The organism is Streptomyces sp. CA-278952, assembly GCF_028747205.1.
GTDB lineage: Bacteria > Actinomycetota > Actinomycetes > Streptomycetales > Streptomycetaceae > Streptomyces.
Genome location: NZ_CP112880.1, coordinates 5757875 through 5780464, shown reverse-complemented (window position 1 = coordinate 5780464; position 22590 = coordinate 5757875). Strand labels below are relative to the sequence as shown.

Sequence of the window (22590 nt, the reverse complement as noted above, 5' to 3'; positions counted from 1 at the left end):
CCCACGGCTCTCAGCCCACGGCCCACGGCCCACGGTTCTCGGCCCCCGGCCCTCGGCCCTCGGTTCTCGAAAGGAGGCGACCAGCTGATGTTCACCTACTCCGACCTCGGTCGCCTCGCCGAGTGCACCGCCTGGGTTCCGGGGCGCATCGCGCACGGCTGCTGAGCGCGCCCCCCTTCCCCTGTGCCCTTCCGTGGCACCTTGCGGCTGTCCCGCCTCGCCGCTTTCCCCTCTTCTCCGTCACTTCTTTCGCGGCGCCTCGCTGTAATGCGCCGTTTCGCGCCCGCTCCTCTCCCGTGGCGCGACTGATCCAAGAGAGCTGTCCGACATTGACGAAGTTGATGAACCGACCCGCCGCGCAACGGAACGAAGGCCTGTCATGACGGCGCCACGCATCACGGTCAACGGGACCGAAGCACCGATCTCACCGGCCGCGCCCCACACCACGGTGCTGGACTTTCTGCGCGAACGTGGCCTCACCGGCACCAAGGAGGGCTGCGCCGAGGGCGAGTGCGGCGCCTGCGCGATCCTGGTCGCCCGTCCCGGAACGAACGAGCCCACCGACTGGGTGGCGGTCAACGCCTGCCTGCTCCCGGCCGCGGCACTCGACGGACAGGAAGTGGTCACCTCCGAGGGGCTCGCCACCGTCGGCGCGGCCGGCCCGCCGGGCACGCTGCACCCGGTGCAGGAGGAGATGGCGGTCCGTGGCGGCTCCCAATGCGGCTACTGCACACCGGGGTTCGTGTGCAGCATGGCCGCCGAGTACTACCGGCCCGACCGCTGCGCCCACGTGGACCCGGCCGAGGGAACCGACCCCGAGCACGGTCCGAACGGCTTCGATCTGCACGCGCTGAGCGGAAACCTGTGCCGCTGCACCGGATACCGTCCGATCCGCGATGCCGCGTTCGCCGTCGGCGCGCCCACCGACGAGGACCCCCTGGCACAGCGTCGTGCGCAGTCGCCGCCCCCGCCCGTCGCCACCGAGTACGTCCGGGACGGCAGCGCGTTCCTGCGGAGGGACACCCTGGGCGAGACCCTGCGGCTACTGCGCGAGCGGCCGGACGCGGTGGTGGTCGCCGGCTCCACCGACTGGGGCGTCGAGGTGAACATCCGCGCCCGCAGGGCTGGTTGCGTGATCGCCGTCGACCGGCTGCCCGAACTGCGGGAGCTGCGCGTCGGGCCCGACGCCATCGAGATCGGTGCGGCGCTGACGCTCACCGAGATCGAACGCCGCCTCGACGGCCAAGTCCCGCTGCTGGCGCAGCTGTTCCCCCAGTTCGCGTCGCGGCTCATCCGCAACGGCGCGACGCTGGGCGGCAATCTGGGGACCGGCTCCCCCATCGGGGACAGCCCGCCGGTGCTGCTCGCACTGGAGGCGTCGGTGGTGCTCGCCGACGCCGACGGAGAACGACAGGTTCCCCTCGCGGAGTACTTCACCGGCTACCGGCAGAGCGTGCGCCGTCCCGGCGAGCTGATCCGCGCCGTACGCGTCCCGCTGCCGCTTTCTCCGGTCGCGGCCTTCCACAAGATCGCCAAGCGGCGCTTCGACGACATCTCCAGCGTGGCGGTCGCCTTCGCGCTCGACGTCGAGGACGGGATCGTCCGCAAGGCCCGCATCGGTCTGGGCGGAGTCGCCGCCACCCCGATCCGCGCCCTGACCACCGAGCAGTCCCTGGAGGGCAGGCCGTGGACGGCGGAGACCGTCGAGGCCGCGGCGCGGGTGCTGCGGGCGGAGGGCACGCCGATGAGCGACCAGCGCGCCAGCGCCGCCTACCGCTCCGCGATGCTGGGCCAGAGCCTGCTGAAGCTGTACGCGCAGACCACCGAGGCGGTTTCCTCATGAGCCAGCTGTCCCAGCGCCCCGAGAGGCCGGTCGTCGGCGTGTCGATGCCGCACGAGAGTGCCGCCCAGCACGTCACCGGCTCCGCGCTCTACACCGACGACCTGGTCCATCGCACCAAGGACGTACTGCACGCCTACCCGGTCCAGGTCATGAAGGCCCACGGCAGGATCAGCCGGCTGGACACCGGTCCCGCGCTCGCCGTGCCCGGTGTGGTCCGCGTGCTGACCGCCGCCGACGTCCCCGGCGTCAACGACGCGGGCATGAAGCACGACGAACCGCTGTTCCCCGACACGGTGATGTTCCACGGTCACGCGGTCGCCTGGGTGCTCGGCGAGACGCTGGAGGCGGCCCGGCTCGGGGCGGCGGCCGTCGAGGTCGACCTCGACGAACAGCCCTCCCTGATCGCGCTGCGGGAGGCGATCGCGGCCGGCAGCTTCCACGGCGCCCGGCCCGTGATGCTCACCGGCGACGTCGACGCCGGCTTCGCCGACTCCGCGCACGTGTTCTCGGGCGAGTTCCACTTCTCCGACCAGGAACACTTCTATCTGGAGACGCACGCGGCGCTGGCCCTGGTCGACGAGAGCGGGCAGCTGTTCATCCAGAGCAGCACCCAACACCCCTCCGAGACCCAGGAGATCGTCGCGCACGTGCTCGGCCTGCACAGTCACGAGGTGACCGTGCAGTGCCTGCGGATGGGCGGCGGCTTCGGCGGCAAGGAGATGCAGCCGCACGGCTTCGCGGCCGTCGCCGCTCTCGGCGCCCGGCTGACCGGCCGGCCGGTCCGGGTCCGGCTCGACCGCACCCAGGACCTGACGATGTCCGGCAAGCGCCACGGGTTCCACGCGGAGTGGAGGATCGGCTTCGACGCCGAAGGCCGTATCCAGGCCCTGGACGCCACCCTGACCGCGGACGGCGGCTGGAGCCTGGACTTGTCCGAGCCGGTGGTCGCCCGTGCGCTGTGCCACATCGACAACACCTACTGGATCCCCAACGCCCGGGTCGCGGGCCGTATCGCCAGGACCAACAAGGTCTCCAACACCGCCTTCCGCGGCTTCGGCGGACCCCAGGGCATGCTGGTGATCGAGGACATCATGGGCAGGTGCGCGCCGCTGCTCGGCCTGGACCCGATGGAGCTGCGGGAGCGCAACTTCTACCGGCCGGGGCAGGGGCAGACGACGCCGTACGGGCAGCCGGTCACGCACGCCGAACGTATCTCCACCGTCTGGCAGCAGGTACGCGCCGACGGCCGTCTCGCCGACCGGCGGCGGGAGATCGCGGCGTACAACGCCGCGCACCCGAACACCAAGCGGGGACTCGCGATCACCGGGGTCAAGTTCGGCATCTCGTTCAACCTCACCGCCTTCAACCAGGGCGGTGCACTGGTCCTGGTCTACAAGGACGGCTCGGTCCTCATCAACCACGGTGGCACCGAGATGGGTCAGGGCCTGCACACGAAGATGCTCCAGGTGGCCGCGACGACGCTGGGCATCCCGCTGCACAAGGTGCGCCTCGCCCCGACGCGGACCGACAAGGTGCCCAACACCTCCGCCACCGCGGCCAGCGCGGGGGCGGACCTCAACGGCGCGGCGGTGAAGAACGCCTGCGAGCAGATCCGCGACCGGCTGCTCCAGGTGGCCGGTGGCCGACTGGGGACGAACGCCTCCGACGTGCGCATCGTCGAGGGCGTCGCGCGTGCCCTCGGCAGCGGGGCGGAGCTGGCCTGGGACGACCTGGTGCGTACCGCGTACCTCCAGCGCGTGCAGCTGTCGGCGTCGGGCTTCTACCGGACCGAGGGGCTGCACTGGGATGCGAAGGCGTTCCGGGGCTCACCGTTCAAGTACTTCTCCTACGGTGCCGCCGCGGCCGAGGTGGAGGTGGACGGGTTCACCGGCGCGTACCGCGTCCGGCGGGTGGACATCGTGCACGACGTCGGCGACAGCCTCTCCCCGATGATCGACATCGGCCAGGTCGAGGGCGGTTTCGTGCAGGGCGCGGGCTGGCTGACGCTGGAGGACCTGCGCTGGGACACCGGTGACGGGCCGGGCCGCGGTCGGCTGCTGACCCAGGCGGCGAGTACGTACAAGCTGCCCAGCTTCTCGGAGATGCCGGAGGAGTTCCACGTACGGCTGCTGGAGAACGCTACCGAGGAGGGCGCGGTCTACGGGTCCAAGGCCGTGGGTGAGCCTCCGCTGATGCTGGCGTTCTCGGTACGGGAGGCCCTGCGGCAGGCCGCTGCGGCGTTCGGGCCCGCCGGAGTGAGCGTGGAACTCGCCTCGCCCGCCACACCGGAGGCGGTGTACTGGGCGATCGAGGCGAGCCGTCGGGCCGCCCCCTCCCCGACCGGTCACCACGGCGACGGGTCCACCACCGGGGCCGGGACGCCGACCGGGGCGGCAGCGCTGAGCGGTGCCTGACATGACCTGGTTCGCCGCGGTCGCCCGGTTGCGAGCACGCCGGGAGGCCGGCGTGCTGGTGACCGTCGCGACCGTGCGCGGCCACACCCCTAGGAACGCCGGAGCCAAACTCGTCGTGGGGCGGAGCGAGACCTGGGGCTCGATCGGTGGCGGCAACGTCGAGGCGGTCACGATCGACCGGGCCCGGGAGATGATCGCCGCGTCCGCGGCCGAACCGGAGCTGCTGGACTTCGCCCTGAACGACAAGGTGACCAACCGGCACGGCGTCCAGTGCTGCGGCGGCACGGTCTCGGTGCTGCTCGAACCGCTCCCGGTGGTACGGGCGGTGGCGATCTTCGGCGTCGGACACGTCGGGATGGAACTGGCGCGCGTCCTGGCACGGCAGGACCTCGACCTCCATCTGATCGACAGCCGTTCGGACATCCTCGCCGAGGAGCGGCTCGCCGTCCTCGCGGACGCGGTGGCGGGGGTGCGGGTCCACCACGCTCCGCTACTGCCCGAAGAGGTCCTCGAGGAATTGCCGCGCGGCACGCACGTCCTGATCATGACCCATGATCACGCCGAGGACGCCGCTCTGTGCGACGCCGCCCTGCGGACACCCCGGCTCGGCTCGATCGGGCTGATCGGGTCGGCGGCCAAGTGGGCGCGGTTCCGCAGACGCCTCCTCGCGGAGGGAGGTCACGACGAGGCTTCCATCGACCGGATCAAGACCCCGATCGGGCTGGCCGACATCACCGGCAAGGACCCCGCGACCATCGCCGTGAGCGTCGCGGCCGATCTGCTGCGCACCTTCGAGGCCGAGGGGAACGAGGCGCGGGACCACCACCGTGACGAGCCGATGGGCGCCGACACCGACGAGAACGCCCACGCTGGGCCCGACTGAGGAGAGTGGACCGCTCACGGCAGACCGGCGCCCTCCCACAGGGTGACCGCGGCCAGACTGGTGGCCGGGCCCCGTATCGCGAGCGGCAGCACCTCCGGCCCGATGAGCCAGACCACGGCCTGCATGCCGATGCCATTGCAGAGGATGTAGCCGAACAGAGCGATGATCACTGTCCACCGCTGGGCGCCGCAGCGGCGGCCGCCGCCGCCCCCAGGGCGAAGACCACGGCGACCGCGATGACGACCTTGCGCCGCCCGTGCCGCACGGCCAGCCGGCCCGATACGAGTGCCCCGGCCATGGCTCCGAGCAGGATGACGCTGACGACGATCTCCTGCTCGCGAGAGGTCAGGCCGCCCAGATCCTCCCGCAGGTGCAGCAGTGCGCCGGAGATGATGCCTGTGTCGTAGCCGAACAGCAGTCCGCCCAGGGCGGAGACGGCCGGGACCGCGTAGACCGCGGCAGGAACGCGCGCGGTGGGCGAGGCTTCGTCGACAGGCGCACGGGGGCGTTCCCGCCGCGCTTTCAGCTCAGGCATCACCCATGACCAGACCCTCGATGGTGTGCTTCTGGGTGATGGGCAGCAGCTCGTCGACGACCGGGCAGTGCAGATGGCGCCGGACACGTTCGGGCAGCGCCTCCCAGAAGGCGCGGGTCACGGCGGTGTCATGCCGATCGCCGTTGGCGGCCTCGGGACCGTCCACTCCCAGGACCAGGACGGGCCGGGACTTCGCGGAGTCGTTCCTCGTTCCGCGGTGGATGGTGAGGGCGCTGCGCGCCGAGATGTCGCCGCGCTGCGGGAACTTGCGCACGGCGCGTTCTTCGTAGCGCGGGTAGTGGGACCGGGGCGGGAACATGCCGTGTCCAAACTCGGGGCTGTCGTCCCACTGGGTGCCCGGCGCGATCTCGAAGGGCCCCATGTCCTCCTCCGTGTCGACGGCGGTGACGTTGAAGGCCAGGGAGGTGAGCCGCCGCTCCGTACGGGTCTCCTCGGGGAGGGGGAAGTCCCGGTGCCAGGGCTGGTTGACGGCGCCTGCGAGCGGTACGTCGAAGCCGAGCTCCACGATGCGGTAGTCGGCGCCGAGCACCGCCTCGCAGACCGAACGCACCCAGGGATGGTCGACGAGCTCGACGAAGCCGCGCAGCTGCTCGGGGTGGATCTCCACGTAGTAGCGGTGCGGGCCGCGTCCGACGGCGCCGCCGGGCCGTGCCAGCGCTTCCTGGAAGGCGGCCTCGATGTCCTCGCGCAGGCGGTCGGCCCACTCCGCGGTGAACGCGCCCCTGCGGGCCGTGATGCCGAGCGAGTACAGGGCCTCCACCTCGGTGCTCACGTTCACGTCGAGATCGGCCGGGGAGATTCCGGGGTGCGGGTGCGGGCTCATGCGTGCCTCCTTGCAGCAGACTGTGCGAGCCATGTTGCAGCGATGAATTCAACGTTGCAATAGCTGGGAACGAGAAACTTGGTCCCTGCTCGCGGCGGCATGTCAGGATGGCGTGGTGAGCAGCAGCCTGAAAGACGTAGCCGCCCGCGCCGGGGTCTCGGCACGGACCGTGTCGAACGTGGTCAGCGGCTCCGCGCGGGTCGCGGCGGAAACCCGCCGACGGGTCCAGGAAGCGATTGACGAGCTGGGATACCGGCCCAACCTCGCCGCGCGCAGCCTGCGGGCCGGTCGCACCGGCATCATCGGGCTGGCCATCCCGGAGCTGCACTCCCCCTATTTCGCTGAGCTCGCGGGCCTGATCGTGGAGGAGGCAGGGAAACGTTCATGGACAGTGATCATCGATCAGACACGGGGCGACGCCGAGGCGGAACGCCGGTTGCTGACCGGCAGCGGCGGACGCGTGATGGACGGGCTGATCATCAGTCCGTGGGCGCTGACCGCTCAGGAACTGGCGTCGGCCGCAAGGGCGCTACCGATCGTGCTGCTCGGCGAGCGCAGCCCCCAGGGCTTCGCCGACCGCGTGGCCGTGGACAACGTGAGCGCCGCGGATGAGGCCACCACTCACCTGCTGACGCTGGGGCGCCGCCGCATCGCGGCCATCGGCCTCCAGCCACATCTGCACAACGGAACGTCCGACCTGCGCGCCGAGGGCTACCGCAGGGCGCTGCGGCGGGCCGGCATCAGCCCCCGGCCGGAGTGGGAACGCACCGTGGACACTCTGCACCGCGAGGACGGTGCCCTTGCTCTGGCGGAGCTGCTCGACGGAGGTGGCGAGATCCCGGACGCGGTGTTCGCCTTCAGTGACGAACTCGCCCTGGGAGTCATGCATATGGCGCACCAGAGGGGAGTACGACTTCCGGAGGAACTCGCGGTGGTCGGGTTCGACGACATCGAGGACGGCGAGTACGGCCACCCGACGTTGACCACGGTCTCCCCCGACAAACGGCAGATCGCTCAGCTCGCGCTGCAGTGCCTCGCGGACCGCGTCTACAGTCCGGACAACGACGTCCCTCCGTCGGACCTCACGGCCCCGCACCGCCTGGTGGTACGTGCCAGCACGACCCAGCGGCCCGGATCCTCCGGCCTGCGACATGGAGTCGGCCCCGCCGCGTAGAGCGCCCATGCCCACCCCTCGGGGCGGAACAGACCACTCCGGGCTTGGATCCCGTTCCTGTCCGGCATCCTGTGGCGATGACTCGGCTTCCCGCCCACGTGCGGCGGCGGTGGGTGTGGCTGAGCATCCTGGTGCTGTCCGCCAGCGACCTCGGCGCTCGGCCGGCTGCTCCTGCACTCCGGCCCGTACAAGGACTACGAACAACTGGTCGCCTGGATCGGGCTGTTCGCTTCCATGGCCGCCCTGTTCGTTTCCATGGCCGCCCTGTTGGTGTCCCTGGCGCAGTTCCCTGTCAGGCAGCTGCCGGCCGGGCCTGTCGGCGAAGCTCTCAGATCGGCGCGCCGTAGCGGGAGGCGACCGCCTCCGCGCGCTCGTGCAAGGACGTGCGCAGCCACTGCGGAGCCAGGACCTCCGCGTGTGTCGCGTACTGCCACAGCGCCCATTCGGCGTGCCGGGCATCCTGGAAGACGACGTTCAGCCGAAGCCAGCCATCCGCGTCGGCCTCCTCGGCGCGGACGGCCAAGGCGCTACCGACCACTTGCTCCCGGCGCGCGGGGTCCACCCGCAGCAGCACGGCGGCCGTGTCACCGCCGGTGCGAAACCGCGCGTTGCGTTCACGCCAGGTCTGATCGAGGTCCACGGTGTCCGGTCGCTGCGCGGGTTCCTCGAGCTCGACGGCGGCCAGGACCCGGGACAGGCGGTAGGTGCGGTCCTCGGTGCCCCGCTTGGCCAGCAGGTACCCCTGCTGTCTCACGGTGACCAGTCCGATGGGGTCCACCGTGCGCCACTTCGGCGGCCGGTCCAGGGCCGCGTAGTGGATGCGCAGTCTGTGTCCGGTGAGCACCGCGCGCCGGACCTCGGCGATGATGGAGTCGGGGATCTCCTCGGGGGCCGCGCGCCGCGAGAGGAGATCGATCTCCGGGTCGATGAGCAGGCGCTGTGCCGCTCCGGCGGCGGTCTCCCGTAGTCCCTTGGGCAGTGCGTCGACCACTTTGAGCATGGCCGACGCGAGCGCCGATCCGAGGCCGAAGGACTGTGCGCCGCGCCGTGATCCGGCGATCAGAAGGGCTAGTGCCTCGTCGTGGTTCAGGCCGGTGAGCGCTGTCCGAAAATCCGGCAGCAGGGCGAAGCCGCCGTGTCGGCCGCGTTCCGCGTAGACCGGCACCCCCGCCGCGGACAGCGCCTCGATGTCGCGCAGCACCGTCCGGGTGGAGACCTCGAGTTCATGCGCGAGCGTGTCGGCGGTCATCCGGCCTCGTTGGCGCAGGAGGAGGACCAAGGAAACCAAGCGGTCGGCTCGCATGGGGAAACCATACGAAATACATGACCAGGGGTGTCATGTATTCCTGGAATGGTCCCTCACACGACGTCAGCGCCCGCCGGTTGTCGAGGCGATGGGCGCTCTCAGTGTCAGTGAAGCGGATGGAGCAAACACGCCAATGGAACGCAACGCGGTCAACCCGGTGTCGTGGTCGGTCGACATGGGCTTCAACCAGGGCGAGGTCGTCTCCGGGCAGTCGCGAACCCTGTACATCTCGGGCCAGACGGCGATGAGCAAGGAGGGGAAGCCCGAGCACGACGGTGACATGGCGGCACAGCTCGCGCTGAGCATCGACAACGTCGAGGCGGTACTCGCCGAGGCGGGCATGACCCTCGCGAACCTCGTCCGGTTGAACGTCTACACGACCGATGTCGACCTTCTCTTCCAGCACTACGGTGAGCTGGCGGGCCGTCTGGGCGCCGCCCGCGTCGCGCCGACCACCACCATGCTCGGGGTGACCCGCCTGGCCATCCCCGGTCAGCTGGTCGAGCTCGAGGGCACCGCCGTCGCGTGAGGTGAACCCGCCTCCTCCGCTGCTCGTGCCCGCCGGACGGGCAGGGGCAGCGGGAGGGCGGCGAAACATCCGCGGCCGAGCGGGGTGCCTTTCACTCCCGCTGTCGCGCCGACGTCCCGTAGCCGCGGGGCGCGGTCACCCGCCCTTCGCAGGAAGCACCCGTTTGCACCGGCCTCACTTCCTTCCTCGGGGAGGCGGGTGGTCTCCGTCATCAAGGGTGAGGGTGCAGGACACTGAAGGCTGATGAGGCCGGTCAGTCGGCCCTCTGAGTCGCGTAGGACGGCGAGAGTGGCCCGCCGAAGCCGCCGTGCTCGTTGCGGACGACCGCGAACTCCTGCTCGCGCGGTGGCTTGTTGGCTGGTGCGTCGAAGAGGTGCACCACCGGGCCGACGACCTTGCGGTACGCGAGGGTGGAGGCGGACAGCGACTTGGCGAGCCGCTCGGGGACGGCCAGGGCCAGGTTCTTCGGGGCCGGCTCGCCCAGCACCATCTGCACGACGGTGGCCATGACGAAGGCGAGCGCCACGGAGACTGCGGAGACCGCCCCGTCGGAGAGGCCGGTGCCGGTCAGCGCGGGCCGCGGCCCGGAGACTTCGTCCGTGACCCCTGGAACGTGTTCGACCTGCTCGCCGTGGCTCTGGCCTTCATGCCGTTCGCCCGTGAGAACCCCACCGTGCCGCGGCGGCATGGGCGGCTGCCCGCAGAAGTAGCTCCACGGTGAAGGCGGCGAGGAAGAAGTGCTCCGCGGCCTCGAGAGCACCGTGCCACTGATGTACGACACCGCTGTACGTCTCGATCCCGAGCAGGACGGCGTTGGCCGCGATGAGACAGAACACGGCGCTGGAGAAGGCACTGGAGTCCACGATGCGGCGACATCGGTGGGTAAGCCCGCGCCGCGGATGCGCAACCGTCCGTTCGGACATGGCGTTTCGTGCCCTCGCAGACCTGTTTCGGACATTTCGCGGGAGCCGCAGCGGTATGCGGGCGGCGGGAGTGAGTGCGCCCTATGCTTCTACAGGCGTGTAGATTTTGCGAGCCGGACCCGCCAATCATCCATTTCCGAGGAGGACTTCATGGCGTCGATCGACCTGGACAAGGTGTTGGACAAGGCATGGGCGGACAAGAGCCTGCAGGAGATTCTCGCTGCTCCCGTGGGCGCCCTGAAGGGCGTCTCGGACCGTGACGGCGAGCTGCTGCAGGAGGCGTTCGGCGTCAAGACCGTGGCCGACCTCGCCGAGCTGAAGTACGTCCGCTGGGCGCAGGCCCTGGCGGCACTGGACGCGGCCGCCAAGTAGGCAGACCGGCGGGCTGCCGCACCTCGGGGGTGCGGCAGCCCTCTCCCCCGACCTCCACGTACATCTGAAGGAGAGAACGCCACGATGGTGTTCAAGAAGCTGCTCGGGTCGCTCGGCGTAGGCGGCCCCACCGTGGACACCGTCCTGGAGGGCGGCGCGGTCCAGCCCGGCGGGACGCTGCACGGACAGCTCCATCTCGTCGGCGGGAATGCCGACTTCGACATCGAGCAGATCACCCTGGAACTCGTCGCCCGCGTCGAGGCGGAGCACGAGGACGGCGAAACCGAAGGGACGGTGCCCTTCGAGCGCTTCACTGTCGGAGGCGGCTTCCGGCTCGCCGAGGGCGAGCGTCGGACCATCCCGTTCGCGGTGACGGTGCCGTGGGAGACCCCGGTCACCGAACTTCACGGCCAGCCGCTCGGCGTCGTGCTGGGCCTGCGAACCGAACTGGCGGTGGCGGGCGGCAAGGACAAGGGCGATCTGGACCCGCTGACCGTCCGGCCGCTGCCTGCACAGGAGGCAGTCCTGGAAGCATTCGGGCAGCTCGGCTTCGGCTTCAAGTCGGCAGACCTGGAGTACGGACACATCGGCGGAACCGGCCAGCAACTGCCCTTCTACCAAGAGGTCGAGCTCACACCGGCACCCCAGTACGCGCACGCCATGCGGGAGATCGAGGTGACCTTCCTGGCCAGCCCCGGTGGCATGGAGGTAGTCCTGGAGGCCGACAAGCCGGGCGGCCTCTTCTCCTCCGGCCACGACGCCGTCAACCGCTTCACCGTCAGCCACCAGGGCATCGAGCAGCGCGACTGGACCGCCGAGGTGGACGGCTGGGTACGCCAACTGGCGGCCGGACACGGGGCTCATGGGACCCACACCCCACACGATTACGGGCACGGGCACGGGCACGGGCACGGGCACGGCGAGCATCACCACGGCGACCATCACCACCGCTCCGGACCCGGCATGGGCACCGTGGTCGCCGCCGGCGCGGCAGGGCTGGCCGTCGGCGTGGTCGGCGGCATGGTGGCCGCCGAAGTCGTGGACGAGGTGGGCGACTTCTTCGAAGGGGATGACGAAGAGGGCGAAGAGGGCTGAATCGCCGACAAGCCCGCTACCAACTTCAACACGACTGCAGAAGAGTGCGGGTATCCGGACCGGCTCCCCTTTCCGGCCGGGTAACTGCGCCGTACCGACCACGACCAGGAGCCCGAGGCACAGCGTGCTGCATGATCGGCAGTGCGGTCAGCGGCAGGATCAGGGGCGGGAAGACGAAGACACCCGTCGGTCAACGCTCCGGATCATCAGCTTCGTTGAGGAGGGAGCGCAGGAGCTGCTCGTCGTCCGAGGACAGGGACGACACGAAACTGGAGAGCACCGCATCGCGGTCTTTCTGGTTGTCGAGCAGCTTGCGCATGCGCATGGCCACCAGACCGGCCCCGTCCGCCACCGGCGTCCACTCGAAGGACCGGCCGGCCCTGGTGCGGCTCACCGCCTTCTTCGCGTACAGCCTGGTCAGGATCGTCATGACCGTGGTGTACGCCAGATCGCCGCCGAGCCGTTTCTGCACCCACCCGGCAGCCACCGGGCACGGTGCCGAGCCGAGGACCGACAGCACCTGCATCTCAAGTTCACCCTGCCGCCTGCGACCGCGTCCATCCGGGTTCGTCTTCTCCGTGCCGTCAATCATGGCGCGGCCTCCTGTCCGTTCCGCCGCCCCGAACCGGTACGAGCGTCGAGGAGGCATCGTACTGGCCACTCCACGCCGGCCCCTTCCGCGATCAGAACGCCTGTGTGGCCGGAAGGCGCCCACCGGCGCGCCCGGTTCACCCACCTATCGGCCTCTACATTGCTGTAGATTTCCGCTGGTGTCATACGAGGTCCGGAGCGGTGTTCCCGTTACCGGGCGCAGGTCTTGAGAAGGGAAGCGACATGGGTGTGAGCCTCGCCAAGGGCGGCAATGTCTCGCTGAGCAAGGAGGCGCCGGGGCTGTCCGCCGTGCTGGTGGGCCTGGGCTGGGACGTCCGTACGACGACCGGTGCCGACTACGACCTCGACGCGAGCGCGCTGATGGTCGACGAGGCCGGGAAAGTCACGTCCGACCAGCACTTCATCTTCTTCAACAACCTGACCAGTCCGGACGGCTCGGTCGAGCACACCGGCGACAACCTCACCGGCGAGGGCGAGGGAGACGACGAGGTGATCAAGGTGAACCTGGCCACCGTCCCCGCCGACGTATCGAAGATCGTCTTTCCGGTCTCCATCCACGACGCCGAAGCACGCGGCCACAGCTTCGGCCAGGTCCGCAACGCCTTCATCCGCGTGGTCAACCAGGCCGGTGGCGCCGAGCTCGCCCGCTACGACCTGAGCGAGGACGCCGCCACCGAGACCGCCATGGTCTTCGGCGAGCTCTACCGCAACGGCGCCGAGTGGAAGTTCCGCGCGGTCGGCCAGGGCTACGCCAGTGGACTGGCAGGCATCGCCACCGATTTCGGCGTCAACCTCTGACATCCGCCGCGCGGGGTGCGGCCCCTCCTCGCACCCCGCGCCCGGCCCACCCCACCTCATCAAGAGAGCGGACCCGATGTTCGGAATCAGCGAACTCGCGATACTCCTGATCGTCGCCATCGTCCTCATCGGTGCCAAAAAGCTCCCCGAGCTGGCCCGCAACGCCGGCAAAGCGGCACGCATCCTCAAGAGTGAGAACAAGGCCATGAAGGCAGAAGGCGCTGCCGAACAACAACAGGCCCCTCACGTCATCCAGGTACGGCCCGGTGACAGGACCGCCGAACGGCCCGCCAACGGAACGGACGGCCCGGCGCGGACTTGACTCAGCAGCGCGCCCCGTCAGCCGCCTCCTGCAAGCGTCCCATCGAGGAGGAGTTTGCACCGTCGGTCACCCTCACGGGTGACGATGAGCATCGTGGCCCATGGGGAACCAACAGGGCACCTGTGCCGTGGGTTGAGGCGTACCAAGAAGTCCTCCACCTCCCCCAGCATGACAAGTCAACGTCACGCGGAAGAAGGGCGGGATCCGGATCGGGAACATGCGAGTGTCCTCCGCGCGCGAACGGGAGGCAATGCTCGCCCGGTTCACCGGCCGTCACCGCCATGCCGACGGGACTGCCACGCGGGACGAGCGCCCCGGCCCTGGTCGTGCTTCACCTGGGCCGGGTCCGGCCGTTACTGAGTGGGGCGGCCCGCGATCCACTCCGCCAGGGAGAGCAGGGTGGCCTCCGCGCTGTTCGCCATGTGGTCCCGCAGGGCGAGGAGGTCTTCGGGTGTGTCGCCCAGCACCGGGTCGGTCCGCAGCAGTCGCCAGGTCTGCTGCACGATGGTGCCGGCGCCCTGCTCGTAGAGGTGCCAGTCCCAGCGGACGATGCCTTGCTCGGCTCCGCCGACGACGAAGGCGAACGCGGAACCCGGATCTGCCTGGACCACTTCGGAGTGGGTGACCCATTCGCTTCCGTCTCGGCGATTGCGTCCGCTGAACCGTGCGCCGACCCATGGGCCCTCTCCCGGCTCGTAGCTCACGGCGCTGGCGCTCGGGCTCCACGTCCCGATCAGAGACACGTCACTGATCAGGTGATATACGGAGTCCGGCGTCAGGTCGACCCAGTGCCGCCTGTTGAAGGTGAAGGGTGCCAGATCAAGGCCGGCCAGCGGATTGCGTGGGGCGGGGTAGGTGTTCTCGGACGTGGTGGTGCTCACCGGGGTCTCCCAGAGGTGAAGGCAACAGAGGGGTTGCGGCTCATCCTGGAGGCCGGAGCGGGAAGCAGCCAGACCCTGTGGATCCGTACCCCCGCAGGGTGAGGCGCGGTTCGGCGGCGCCGCACATACTCCATCTCATGAACAAGCACGGGCAGCTCGCCGACTTCCTCCAGGCACGCCGAGGCCTTCTGCGTCCCGAGGATGTCGGGTTGCAGACCTACGGCGAGCGGCGCCGCGTACCGGGGCTGCGAAGGGAGGAGTTGTCGATGCTGGCGGGCATCAGCGCGCCGTACTACACCCGGCTCGAGCAGGGCCAGTCGCGCAACGCATCGCGGGAGGTGCTCGATGCCATCGCGACCGCTCTGCGTCTGGACGAGTCCGAGCGGGCCCATCTGCACGAGCTTGCCCGTGAACCGAAGCGGGGCAGAGCCGCACCACGCCCCCGCCCCGAGCGCGTCACCCCGGCCACCAGCGCGTTGCTGGCAGCTCTCGAAGGCACCCCCGCCATCGTCATGGGCCGCCGTAGCGACGTTCTGGCCTGGAACACGCAGGGTCACGCGTTGTTCGCCGGTCATCTCGACCGGGGCAGCCCCGATGAACCCGGTCGACGGCCGAACATGGCCAAGCTGGTGTTCCTCGATGCTCACACCCGCGACCTCTACACCGACTGGCCTGCCAAGGCCAAGGCCGTGGTCGGCAACCTGCGCATCACGGCCGGCCGGTACCCGCACGATCCTCTGCTGGCCGGGCTCGTCGGCGAACTGATCATGCGCAGCCCGGAGTTCGCCACCATGTGGGCCGATCATCGGATCCTGGCCTGCGATGTCGCCGACTACGAGATGCACCACCCCACGGTCGGAACCCTGACCGTCACCCAGCAGACCCTCCAGAGTCCGCAAGGAAGCCGACCGGCCGTGGTGATCGCCACCGCCGCCCCCGGGTCCCCCTCCGCGACATCCTTGAAGCTGCTCGCCCACGGCGCCGCGGCTCAGGAAGCGGTTTCCCCGCGCAAGGGCGCTGACGCGGTGACCCCCGCCTCCTGAACCTCCCTCGATCACCTCTCTCGACCACCATCACCACGGCATCGCCGTATCGCGGCTTCAGCCTGCCCGAAACCAGCGAAGTGAAGGAATCCATGTCCCACCGCATCACCCGCCGAAGCAGCAGGATCATCACTGCGGTCGCCCTGATGGCCGCCACCGCCTCCACCGCGCTCCTGTCCGCCCAGGCGGCACCAGCGACACTGGCGACACCAGCGACGACCCATGCCGCACCGCCTGCCCACAGCACCGCAGCTGCTCCGGGGTTCCTGAGCGACGTTCGGATCGCCGGCCACTTCGACCTGGTGGCGGGCCAGACGCCGGAGAACATCGCCCTGCTGCCCGACGGCACGGCCTACGTCACCTTCGCCGCCGGCCGCCAGGTCGCCGAGATAACCCCTCGGGGCGTCACCCGCATCCTGGCGACCCTGCCCGAGCCCGCCGACTGCGGAGTCAAGACCCCCGTCCTCGGCTTCCCTCTGACCACCGGCATCGTCCACGCCGACGGTGCCACGTACGTGCTGTACGCGACCGGTACCGCCGACCTGACGGGCCTGTGGCGGCTGGCCCCGGGCAAGGCCCCCAAACGTATCGCCGCGCTGCCCGCGAATGGCCTGCCCAACGGTCTGGCGCTGGACCGGCACTCCAAGCGGCTCTACATCACCGACTCGGTGCTCGGCACCGTGTGGACGGTCCCCCTGTCCGGAGGCCGGCCCACCACCTGGTCGACCGCATCCGAGCTCGCCTCGACCGGCTACCTCGGAGCCAACGGCGCGAAGGTGCACAGCGGCGCACTGTGGGTGACCAACCTCGACAAGGGCACACTCCTGCGCATCCCGATCCGCCACGGAAGCCGGGCGGGAGCACCGCAGGTGAAGGCAACCGGCCTGGCCGGCATCGACGACTTCGCCTTCACCGGCCGGGGCAACGAGGTGCTCGCCGCCCTCATCGGCCCCAACCAGGTCGTGAGCATTCAGCCCGACGGCACCAGCACCACCGTCCTGGACGCCGGCGACGGACTCCAGAACCCCACCTCCGTCGCCCTGCGCGGCAAGGAGGTGTACGTCCTCAGCGCCGCCTACCTCACGCGGAAGGACCCCAACCTCCTGCGCGCCCGCCTGCACGGCCGCACCCACCGCTGACCCACGCTCGGCACCCGACCGGCCCGGCACGAGACGACTCACCGGCAGAGGAGCACCGTCATGAGCGACCCCTCGGCGACGTCGAGATAACAAGGGTCGAGGAACTGCACGGTCCGGTCGGTATGACCCCGGACGTCTTCTTCCCCGCATCACCGAAGCACGAGTGGGACAGGCACCGTTCCGTCGTGGTCCCGGACTTCCTCGACGAGGAGACCGACAGCTGCAGGGTCGCGGTGCAGACTTGGGTGCTGCGCAGCGAGGGCAAGACCATCCTGATGCTGGGAGCCGTACACCGGCGAGCGCCGAGCCACCCTGCGCATCGACACGGAGTGGAACCAGATCGACGACCCCCGCAGCCAGGAACGACAAGCCTGGGAGTGAACCCCCTACCCGCCCGCACACTTCTTTCCAGGGGCCGGGCCATGAATGCGCGCCGCCGGCACCGTGATGACCTGCGACGGGTGCTGCCTGGGGCGGCCGGTACGGGGCCGCGAAGGCTGAGCGGTCGGCTCGGTGGCTCCGGGGCGGCCGGGAGAGGAGCACACTGAACGTATGGCCCTACCCAGAACGCATCATTGCTCGGTCTGTTCAGACGGTGCCGCATCCGACTCGGTCCTCCACGAGGACCTTGTTGTCGGGGCGCCGCTCTCGATGGAGGAGCTCACCGACGCGCAGCGTCTCGATCGGTTCGCGCTCAAGTACGCCCACGACGGTTGCCAGGTCAGAGAAGTCCGCCGGGTCCCGCACGACAACCTCAGCGGTTACGCCTGGTCCGTCACCTTCGCCGAGGGTTCTTGATCACTCGATCGCCGAACAGCCGCGAGCACTGAACAGCCGCGATCACCGCGCACCGCGATCACCGCTCACCGCGATCACCGCTCACCGCGATCACCGCTCACGGCGATCACCGCTCACGGCGATCACCGAACAGTCCGGGGAAGATGCCCGGACTGTTCGTCGGCCGGGACTCCGCGTCACGGACCGGGCTGCACGGACCGGGCTGCTTTCCGGGGCAGGCAACAGCCATGTCCGCGGTCGCCGTCGAGTCCGGCATGACCCGCCGGAGGCTGTCTTTCGCTCTGGCCGGCACCCGACGAAGTCAGTGATCACAGATGCGGAGCGGGACCGCATCGAGCCGCTGATGCCAGCCAGTCCGATGCGCGGGCGGCGGTGGGCCGATCACCGCCGCACACTCCGAGCCACCGTGTGGCAGCACCGCACAGCTCACGTTGGCGGGTTCTCCCCGACGGGTTCGGCTCGTTCCGGGCCGTGCACAAACCGCTGATCCCTGTGCCGTCGACGGCACAGCGAAGCAAACCCTCACCGCCGGCCCCGCAGCAGCCGATGCCCTCGAGTTCGAGACGGGCATGATCCGCATCGGTGTGCGGACGGGCGTGGTGACCTGCGTCATGCAGCCTCTGCCGCGTGAGCGGAGACAGTGGTCGCCCTGCGCAACGACAGGCCGAAAGCGCAGCTGGTGACGGTGAGCACGACGATCGGCGGAGGGGGCAGCAGGAGTACGGATACCACCAGGACTGCCAGGGAGACCGCGAGGGCGCACCACCCGAAGGCGGTACGGCGCTGGACGAGGGCGGGGGCGTGACGGACGGCGGCGAGAATCAGCAGGCCGCAGGTGATGCTGAAGAACGCCATGGCGATGCTCATGCCGTTGAAGACGTCGAGGACGGTGCGTTCCAGACCCAGCAGGGCGAACGTGGACTCCCGCATGACCGTGTCGACTGCACGCCGCTCCGATGTCTGGGTGGCCGTCGCCGCGGCGGCGGAGAGGGCGAGATGGCCGATGCCCAGGAGGACGAAGCCGTAGGCGCCGGCCTTGAAGGGCCGGACGGAGTCCGTCCGAGCGAGGGTGCGGGATGTGACCGCGCTGTTCATGGTTGCTCCTTGGCGTGGGCATCGAGGTTGCCGGAGGTGGGGGCGAGGCCGGAAGGGGGCTGCCAGCCGAGGACCGTGTCCAGGGCCCTCAACGCGACCACCCGCGGCGTGGCGCGTAGGGCGAGGTTGCGGATGGACGCGGCAAGGGGGTGGGAGAGTCCGGCGAGTTGGCCCATGCGTCGGGAGCGGCGGCTGATGAGGGTGGTTCGCCGGTGTCTGGCCTTGCTGTAGGCGGCGAGCGCGGCTGGTACGTCGGCGTCGCGTGCGAGGAGGTGCGCCACGACGACCGCGTCCTCGATGGACTGGCAGCCGCCCTGACCCATATTGGGCGTCATCGCGTGGGCGGCGTCACCGAGCAGGGCCACCCGGCCGGCGTGGAACCGGGGCAGGGGCGAGCCGAGTTCGTAGAAGTCGTGGTGGAGTATGCCGACCGGGTCAGGGTTCCGCCGGTTCAGCCGGTCCAGCAGCGCGGGTATCGGATCGTGCCACGCGCCGAAGCGTCGGGTCAGTTCCGCGTGGTGGTCGGTCGGCTGCGCGCCGGGGCCGGTGACGGTGGTGGCGTAGACGTAGGTCCTGCCGTCGACGAGGGGAACGACGCCGAACCGCTCGCCTCGGCCCCAGGTTTCGGTCGCCTGCTGGGGAGGCAGGCCGGCACCGGGCAACACAGCTCGCCATCCGGCCTCACCGGCGTGACACAGCCCGGGATGCCGGGGGAAGAGCTGGCCGCGGAGGACACTGCGCATGCCATCGGCCGCCACTACGACGTCGGCACGCAGGTCGCCCGCCGACGTACGTACGACCACGGCGCCCCCGGCGTCAGCCACACCGGTCACCGATACGCCGGGGCGTACGACGTTGGGCGGCAGTGCGGCGGCGAGGGCGTCGATGAGGAAGCCGCGGTGCACGGCGCGCGCGGAGAGCCCGTAGCGGGTGGACATGGCACCGCTGTCGGATCGGCTCAGCCACGTGCCGTCGGGGGTACGCAGCCCGACCGGACCGGGCAGGGCGTCACCCGCCCACAGCTCGGGACCCAGGCCGATCGAGTCCAGGGCGCGCAGTGCGTTGGGGGCGAGCACGATGCCGGCGCCGATACCCGTGAGGGCGGGAGCCCGTTCACACACGGTCACGCGCCATCCGCGGCGGCTCAGGGCCACCGCCGCGGTCAGGCCCCCGATGCCGCCTCCGGCCACGACGGCGTGACGAACACCCATATCGACTGCCTCCCCCACCCATCCACACGCCGCCTCTACAGCCGTAGAGGCGCATGCTGCGCACTCTACACCTGTAGAGTGCGAGGTGTGCCCCTCCCTGATCGCCGAGACCTGATCGCCGACGCCGCCATCAGCACGGTGGCCGCCGCCGGGCTGCGCGGCTTGACCCATCGCGCGGTCGACGCCGCCGCGGGGCTGCCGGCCGGCAGCACGTCGTACTACTTCCGCACACGCAGCGCTCTGATCAGTGCCTGCTACCTCCGCCTGGCCGAGCTGTCGGTCGCCGACGTGGGCCGGTGGGAAGCGGAGCATGGGCCCCCGCACCCGGACTCCGCCGCAGAGGCGCTCGCCGCGCTGCTGCACCACTGGCTAACGGTGGAACGAGACCGCCAGCTCGCCCGATTCGAACTCAGCCTGGAGGCGACCCGCCGCCCGGAGCTGCGTGCCGACTTGCAGACCGCAGGCCTCGCCGCACGGTCCAAGGCCGCCGACGTGCTGGCGGCGCTCGGCGCTCCCGATCCGGCGTCGGCGGCGGACCTGCTCGTCGCCTGGACCGACGGCCTGTTGTACGACCGGCTCGCCGGTGCGACGGCCGCGACCCGCCCGGTGCCCGACGTGAACGAGCTGACCCCGGTCGTCCGGCGGATGCTTGCCGCCGTGCTCTCCACCTGAACGACGCCCGCCCCCCCCCTGCGCGCCGCAGGGTCTGACCCGCCACCGGCACTTGTCCGGATGCCTCGATGCCCGCCTCGCGAAGTCGTCCCGGCAAGCACCGTGTATTGCGTCATGACAGGAGTTCGGCCGGTGTTGCGGTGAGAGGCGCGCCGAGGGTGGGGGTCGGTGCGTCGGCGAGGCACGATGGTCAGTGCGCGGACGTGGTCGGGGGTCTGCCAGTGTTGATGAGCAGGACTCCGTCGAAGCCGGTCCTGAGCCGGCCGCGCCTCTGACGGGCGAGGAAGGCCGCCAAGCAGGACTGCCGTCATGACCAACGCACGGCGCGGCCGGGGAGGGCGGTACAGGTGTCCACCAGCAGCCGCCGGATCTGCGACGCCGGTTCGCGGGCCGCGGGCGGAGACAGGGCTCGCACATTCTCCAACCCCCAGATCTCCGCCGGTCGTGGCACGGTGCAACGTTTCTGCTCCAAGGGTGGATTCATCGCACCCCACCGAATGCGGGCGGGATCTCGCCCGCCAATGGTGTCCGGGGGACGCGACCGGTGACCCGGCCGGCCGGCCGGGCATGGAGGCACCCATCGCAGCTCTGAGGCGATGAAATGGTTGGGCACGGTCTCCTTACCCACGTACACCGGGCGCCCCGTGCAGGCCCAGCGGCCGCTCGACGCTGCCGATGACGCGCCGTACGTCCGCACAGGAGCCGCGCGATCGCGGCAGGACGACGTTTCTCCCGCGGTGCGGAAGTCCTGGTTCGGGCCTATGGAGAAGCCATCCTGGTGCAGCGACGTCAGGAAGCTCGGCTCCACGGAGCCGGCAGCGGACGGGTAGTAGCGGATCGTCGTCGACTTGAAGGCGAAGACGGGCTCGCCGAGGACCTTCTCCCAGACCTTGAGGGTCGAGGTGGCACGCCGACGGCGTCGGTGGCATCGCCGTGCACTGCGCGCCGGTTCGCGGGCGCGCCGAAGCGGCGTCCGCCGGTTCGGCGGACGACCGCCACGTGATGTACGGGCGCCGGGTCGGCGAGCGGCTACAGGGACGACCCGACGAGCAGGGCGAGGTCGATGAGGCGGTTCGAATAGCCCCACTCGTTGTCGTACCAGCCGACGACCTTGACCTGCGGGCCGGACACCCGGGTCAGCCCGGCGTCGAAGACACAGGAGGCCGGGTCGCCCACGATGTCGGTGCTGACCAGGGGCGCGTCCACGGAGGACAGCAGGCCCTTGTACGGTCCCGAGGCCGCAGCCGCGTACGCCGCCTTCACCTCGTCCACGGTGGTGCTGCGGCGGGTGGTGACCGTGAGGTCGGTGACCGAGCCGGTGGGGACGGGCACCCGCAGCGCGAAGGCATCCATGCGGCCGTCGAGTTCAGGCAGGACGAGACCGATGGCCTTTGCGGCACCGCTGGAGGTGGGCACGATGTTCAGGGCCGCGGCGCGAGCCCGGCGCAGGTCTCCGTGCGGGGCGTCCTGGAGGTTCTGGTCCTGCGTGTAGGCGTGGACCGTGGTCATCATGCCGTAGTCGATGCCGACGGCGTCATGCAGCACCTTGGCCAGCACGGCAAGACAGTTGGTGGTGCAGGAGGCGTTGGAGATGATGGTGTGGCGCTCGGGGTCGTAGTCACCGTCGTTGACACCCATCACCACCGTGATGTCCTCACCGCTGGCCGGAGCGGCGATGATGACCTTCTTCGCTCCGCCTTCGACGTGTGCGCGCGCCTTCGCGGCGTTGGTGAAGATGCCGGTGGACTCGATCACGATGTCCACTCCCAGGTCACCCCAGGGCAGGGCGCCGGGGTCGCGCTCGGCGAGGACCTTGAGCGTCCGGTCACCCACACGGATCGCACCCGGCTCGGCGGTGACCTCCTCGGGAAAGCGCCCCAGGATCGAGTCATAAGCGAGTAGGTGGGCCATCGTGGGTACGTCGCCCAAGTCGTTGACGGCGACGATCTCCAGTTCAGAAGTCCGCGAGGCCGCCGCACGGAAGACGTTGCGGCCGATGCGCCCGAAGCCGTTGATGCCGATTCGCACAGTCATGGGAGTGTTCCTCACCTAGCGTTCCGCAACTCCGCTGACGCGCCGTTGCGCCGAGGTGCACAGGCGA

General features: G+C 70.1%; 23 protein-coding genes and 1 pseudogene. 13 read left to right on the top strand and 11 right to left on the bottom strand.

Going from position 1 to position 22590, the window contains the following annotated elements; all coding sequences use genetic code 11:
- Positions 1 to 379: 379 nt before the first annotated feature.
- From N7925_RS25865 to xdhC, 3 genes are read left to right on the top strand one after another with little or no spacing between them, the layout of a single operon-like run.
- On the top strand, positions 380 to 1843 hold the full coding sequence (locus tag N7925_RS25865; protein ID WP_274345307.1) for a xanthine dehydrogenase small subunit: 1464 nt from the start codon (positions 380 to 382) through the stop codon (positions 1841 to 1843).
- Complete coding sequence (xdhB, locus tag N7925_RS25860; RefSeq protein ID WP_274345306.1) at positions 1840 to 4257, top strand: xanthine dehydrogenase molybdopterin binding subunit; 2418 nt, start codon at positions 1840 to 1842, stop codon at positions 4255 to 4257. The genes N7925_RS25865 and xdhB overlap by 4 nt, the downstream gene beginning before the upstream one ends.
- A gap of 1 nt (position 4258) precedes the next feature.
- Positions 4259 to 5140, top strand: coding sequence for a xanthine dehydrogenase accessory protein XdhC (gene xdhC / locus N7925_RS25855; protein ID WP_265601815.1), 882 nt, complete (start codon positions 4259 to 4261; stop codon positions 5138 to 5140).
- Between the two features lie 14 nt (positions 5141 to 5154).
- Here the strand turns inward: xdhC and N7925_RS25850 are convergent, their stop codons facing one another.
- The 3 genes from N7925_RS25850 to N7925_RS25840 are packed head-to-tail and all read right to left on the bottom strand — an operon-like array spanning position 5155 to position 6519.
- Positions 5155 to 5310, bottom strand: a complete 156-nt coding sequence (locus N7925_RS25850) for an MFS transporter (protein WP_274345305.1) — start codon at positions 5308 to 5310, stop codon at positions 5155 to 5157.
- Positions 5307 to 5675, bottom strand: a complete 369-nt coding sequence (locus tag N7925_RS25845; protein WP_274345304.1) for an MFS transporter — start codon at positions 5673 to 5675, stop codon at positions 5307 to 5309. The genes N7925_RS25850 and N7925_RS25845 overlap by 4 nt, the downstream gene beginning before the upstream one ends.
- Positions 5668 to 6519: a phytanoyl-CoA dioxygenase family protein gene (locus N7925_RS25840; protein WP_274345303.1), complete on the bottom strand. Its 852-nt coding sequence runs from the start codon at positions 6517 to 6519 to the stop codon at positions 5668 to 5670. Before N7925_RS25840 ends, N7925_RS25845 begins: the two co-directional genes overlap by 8 nt.
- 115 nt (positions 6520 to 6634) lie before the next feature.
- Between N7925_RS25840 and N7925_RS25835 the strand changes: the two genes are divergently transcribed.
- Complete coding sequence (locus N7925_RS25835) at positions 6635 to 7693, top strand: LacI family DNA-binding transcriptional regulator (RefSeq protein WP_274345302.1); 1059 nt, start codon at positions 6635 to 6637, stop codon at positions 7691 to 7693.
- Positions 7694 to 8021: 328 nt separating this feature from the next.
- Here N7925_RS25835 and N7925_RS25830 read toward each other — a convergent pair whose 3' ends face one another.
- Positions 8022 to 8996, bottom strand: coding sequence for a helix-turn-helix transcriptional regulator (locus tag N7925_RS25830; protein ID WP_274345301.1), 975 nt, complete (start codon positions 8994 to 8996; stop codon positions 8022 to 8024).
- 136 nt (positions 8997 to 9132) lie between these two features.
- On the opposite strand from N7925_RS25830, the gene N7925_RS25825 reads away from it, so the two are divergent.
- Positions 9133 to 9528 carry a RidA family protein gene (locus N7925_RS25825; protein WP_265601810.1) on the top strand — a complete coding sequence of 132 codons (396 nt, stop codon included), beginning with the start codon at positions 9133 to 9135 and terminating at the stop codon, positions 9526 to 9528.
- 301 nt (positions 9529 to 9829) lie between these two features.
- On the opposite strand, the pseudogene N7925_RS25820 reads toward N7925_RS25825, so the two are convergent.
- A pseudogene (locus tag N7925_RS25820) lies at positions 9830 to 10108 on the bottom strand (CNNM domain-containing protein); the annotation flags it as partial.
- Between the two features lie 64 nt (positions 10109 to 10172).
- Positions 10173 to 10391 (bottom strand): hypothetical protein, encoded by a 219-nt coding sequence (locus N7925_RS25810; RefSeq protein WP_265601809.1) that lies wholly within the window; start codon positions 10389 to 10391, stop codon positions 10173 to 10175.
- A 210-nt stretch (positions 10392 to 10601) separates the two neighbouring features.
- On the opposite strand from N7925_RS25810, the gene N7925_RS25805 reads away from it, so the two are divergent.
- Both N7925_RS25805 and N7925_RS25800 read left to right on the top strand, forming a co-directional pair.
- Entirely contained in the window at positions 10602 to 10823 is a 222-nt protein-coding gene (locus N7925_RS25805; protein WP_274345300.1) for a hypothetical protein, read from the top strand.
- 84 nt (positions 10824 to 10907) lie between these two features.
- Entirely contained in the window at positions 10908 to 11918 is a 1011-nt protein-coding gene (locus N7925_RS25800) for a sporulation protein (protein WP_274345299.1), read from the top strand.
- A 190-nt stretch (positions 11919 to 12108) separates the two neighbouring features.
- On the opposite strand, the gene N7925_RS25795 is transcribed toward N7925_RS25800, so the two are convergent.
- A complete protein-coding gene (locus tag N7925_RS25795) occupies positions 12109 to 12510 on the bottom strand; it encodes a BlaI/MecI/CopY family transcriptional regulator (protein ID WP_274345298.1) in 402 nt (133 codons plus the stop codon).
- A gap of 242 nt (positions 12511 to 12752) precedes the next feature.
- Here N7925_RS25795 and N7925_RS25790 point away from each other — a divergent pair, with 242 nt between their 5' ends.
- Both N7925_RS25790 and N7925_RS25785 read left to right on the top strand, forming a co-directional pair.
- Positions 12753 to 13328 (top strand): TerD family protein, encoded by a 576-nt coding sequence (locus N7925_RS25790; protein ID WP_215175468.1) that lies wholly within the window; start codon positions 12753 to 12755, stop codon positions 13326 to 13328.
- A gap of 76 nt (positions 13329 to 13404) precedes the next feature.
- Positions 13405 to 13650, top strand: coding sequence for a twin-arginine translocase TatA/TatE family subunit (locus tag N7925_RS25785; RefSeq protein ID WP_274345297.1), 246 nt, complete (start codon positions 13405 to 13407; stop codon positions 13648 to 13650).
- A 353-nt stretch (positions 13651 to 14003) separates the two neighbouring features.
- On the opposite strand, the gene N7925_RS25780 is transcribed toward N7925_RS25785, so the two are convergent.
- The gene (locus tag N7925_RS25780; protein ID WP_274345296.1) at positions 14004 to 14531 is read right to left on the bottom strand and encodes an SRPBCC family protein; all 528 of its coding nucleotides are present in this window, start codon (positions 14529 to 14531) and stop codon (positions 14004 to 14006) included.
- Positions 14532 to 14668: 137 nt separating this feature from the next.
- Here N7925_RS25780 and N7925_RS25775 point away from each other — a divergent pair, with 137 nt between their 5' ends.
- The 3 genes from N7925_RS25775 (at position 14669) to N7925_RS25760 (ending at position 17511) form a co-directional block, all read left to right on the top strand.
- Positions 14669 to 15574, top strand: a complete 906-nt coding sequence (locus N7925_RS25775) for a helix-turn-helix domain-containing protein (protein WP_274345295.1) — start codon at positions 14669 to 14671, stop codon at positions 15572 to 15574.
- Between the two features lie 92 nt (positions 15575 to 15666).
- Positions 15667 to 16713, top strand: a complete 1047-nt coding sequence (locus N7925_RS25770; RefSeq protein ID WP_274345294.1) for a hypothetical protein — start codon at positions 15667 to 15669, stop codon at positions 16711 to 16713.
- A gap of 552 nt (positions 16714 to 17265) precedes the next feature.
- On the top strand, positions 17266 to 17511 hold the full coding sequence (locus tag N7925_RS25760; protein ID WP_265601802.1) for a hypothetical protein: 246 nt from the start codon (positions 17266 to 17268) through the stop codon (positions 17509 to 17511).
- A gap of 609 nt (positions 17512 to 18120) precedes the next feature.
- Here the strand turns inward: N7925_RS25760 and N7925_RS25750 are convergent.
- A complete protein-coding gene (locus N7925_RS25750; protein ID WP_274345293.1) occupies positions 18121 to 18606 on the bottom strand; it encodes an LIC_13387 family protein in 486 nt (161 codons plus the stop codon).
- Positions 18603 to 19817 carry an FAD-dependent monooxygenase gene (locus N7925_RS25745; RefSeq protein WP_274345292.1) on the bottom strand — a complete coding sequence of 405 codons (1215 nt, stop codon included), beginning with the start codon at positions 19815 to 19817 and terminating at the stop codon, positions 18603 to 18605. Before N7925_RS25745 ends, N7925_RS25750 begins: the two co-directional genes overlap by 4 nt.
- A gap of 87 nt (positions 19818 to 19904) precedes the next feature.
- Here N7925_RS25745 and N7925_RS25740 point away from each other — a divergent pair, with 87 nt between their 5' ends.
- Complete coding sequence (locus tag N7925_RS25740) at positions 19905 to 20489, top strand: TetR/AcrR family transcriptional regulator (RefSeq protein WP_265601799.1); 585 nt, start codon at positions 19905 to 19907, stop codon at positions 20487 to 20489.
- A gap of 1029 nt (positions 20490 to 21518) precedes the next feature.
- Here N7925_RS25740 and gap read toward each other — a convergent pair.
- Positions 21519 to 22523: a type I glyceraldehyde-3-phosphate dehydrogenase gene (gene gap / locus N7925_RS25730; protein ID WP_265601798.1), complete on the bottom strand. Its 1005-nt coding sequence runs from the start codon at positions 22521 to 22523 to the stop codon at positions 21519 to 21521.
- Positions 22524 to 22590 lie beyond the last annotated feature (67 nt).

Bases quoted from the DNA above. Each gene is read 5' to 3' on its own strand.
- N7925_RS25785 (WP_274345297.1), top strand. From the start codon at position 13,405: ATGTTCGGAATCAGCGAACTCGCGATACTCCTGATCGTCGCCATCGTC.
- N7925_RS25825 (WP_265601810.1), top strand. From the start codon at position 9,133: ATGGAACGCAACGCGGTCAACCCGGTGTCGTGGTCGGTCGACATGGGC.
- N7925_RS25790 (WP_215175468.1), top strand. From the start codon at position 12,753: ATGGGTGTGAGCCTCGCCAAGGGCGGCAATGTCTCGCTGAGCAAGGAG.
- gap (WP_265601798.1), bottom strand. From the start codon at position 22,523: ATGACTGTGCGAATCGGCATCAACGGCTTCGGGCGCATCGGCCGCAAC.
- xdhB (WP_274345306.1), top strand. From the start codon at position 1,840: ATGAGCCAGCTGTCCCAGCGCCCCGAGAGGCCGGTCGTCGGCGTGTCG.
- N7925_RS25800 (WP_274345299.1), top strand. From the start codon at position 10,908: ATGGTGTTCAAGAAGCTGCTCGGGTCGCTCGGCGTAGGCGGCCCCACC.
- N7925_RS25840 (WP_274345303.1), bottom strand. From the start codon at position 6,519: ATGAGCCCGCACCCGCACCCCGGAATCTCCCCGGCCGATCTCGACGTG.
- N7925_RS25745 (WP_274345292.1), bottom strand. From the start codon at position 19,817: ATGGGTGTTCGTCACGCCGTCGTGGCCGGAGGCGGCATCGGGGGCCTG.
- N7925_RS25770 (WP_274345294.1), top strand. From the start codon at position 15,667: ATGTCCCACCGCATCACCCGCCGAAGCAGCAGGATCATCACTGCGGTC.
- N7925_RS25760 (WP_265601802.1), top strand. From the start codon at position 17,266: ATGGCCCTACCCAGAACGCATCATTGCTCGGTCTGTTCAGACGGTGCC.
- N7925_RS25865 (WP_274345307.1), top strand. From the start codon at position 380: ATGACGGCGCCACGCATCACGGTCAACGGGACCGAAGCACCGATCTCA.
- N7925_RS25845 (WP_274345304.1), bottom strand. From the start codon at position 5,675: ATGCCTGAGCTGAAAGCGCGGCGGGAACGCCCCCGTGCGCCTGTCGAC.
- N7925_RS25795 (WP_274345298.1), bottom strand. From the start codon at position 12,510: ATGATTGACGGCACGGAGAAGACGAACCCGGATGGACGCGGTCGCAGG.
- N7925_RS25775 (WP_274345295.1), top strand. From the start codon at position 14,669: ATGAACAAGCACGGGCAGCTCGCCGACTTCCTCCAGGCACGCCGAGGC.
- N7925_RS25830 (WP_274345301.1), bottom strand. From the start codon at position 8,996: ATGCGAGCCGACCGCTTGGTTTCCTTGGTCCTCCTCCTGCGCCAACGA.
- N7925_RS25805 (WP_274345300.1), top strand. From the start codon at position 10,602: ATGGCGTCGATCGACCTGGACAAGGTGTTGGACAAGGCATGGGCGGAC.
- N7925_RS25750 (WP_274345293.1), bottom strand. From the start codon at position 18,606: ATGAACAGCGCGGTCACATCCCGCACCCTCGCTCGGACGGACTCCGTC.
- xdhC (WP_265601815.1), top strand. From the start codon at position 4,259: ATGACCTGGTTCGCCGCGGTCGCCCGGTTGCGAGCACGCCGGGAGGCC.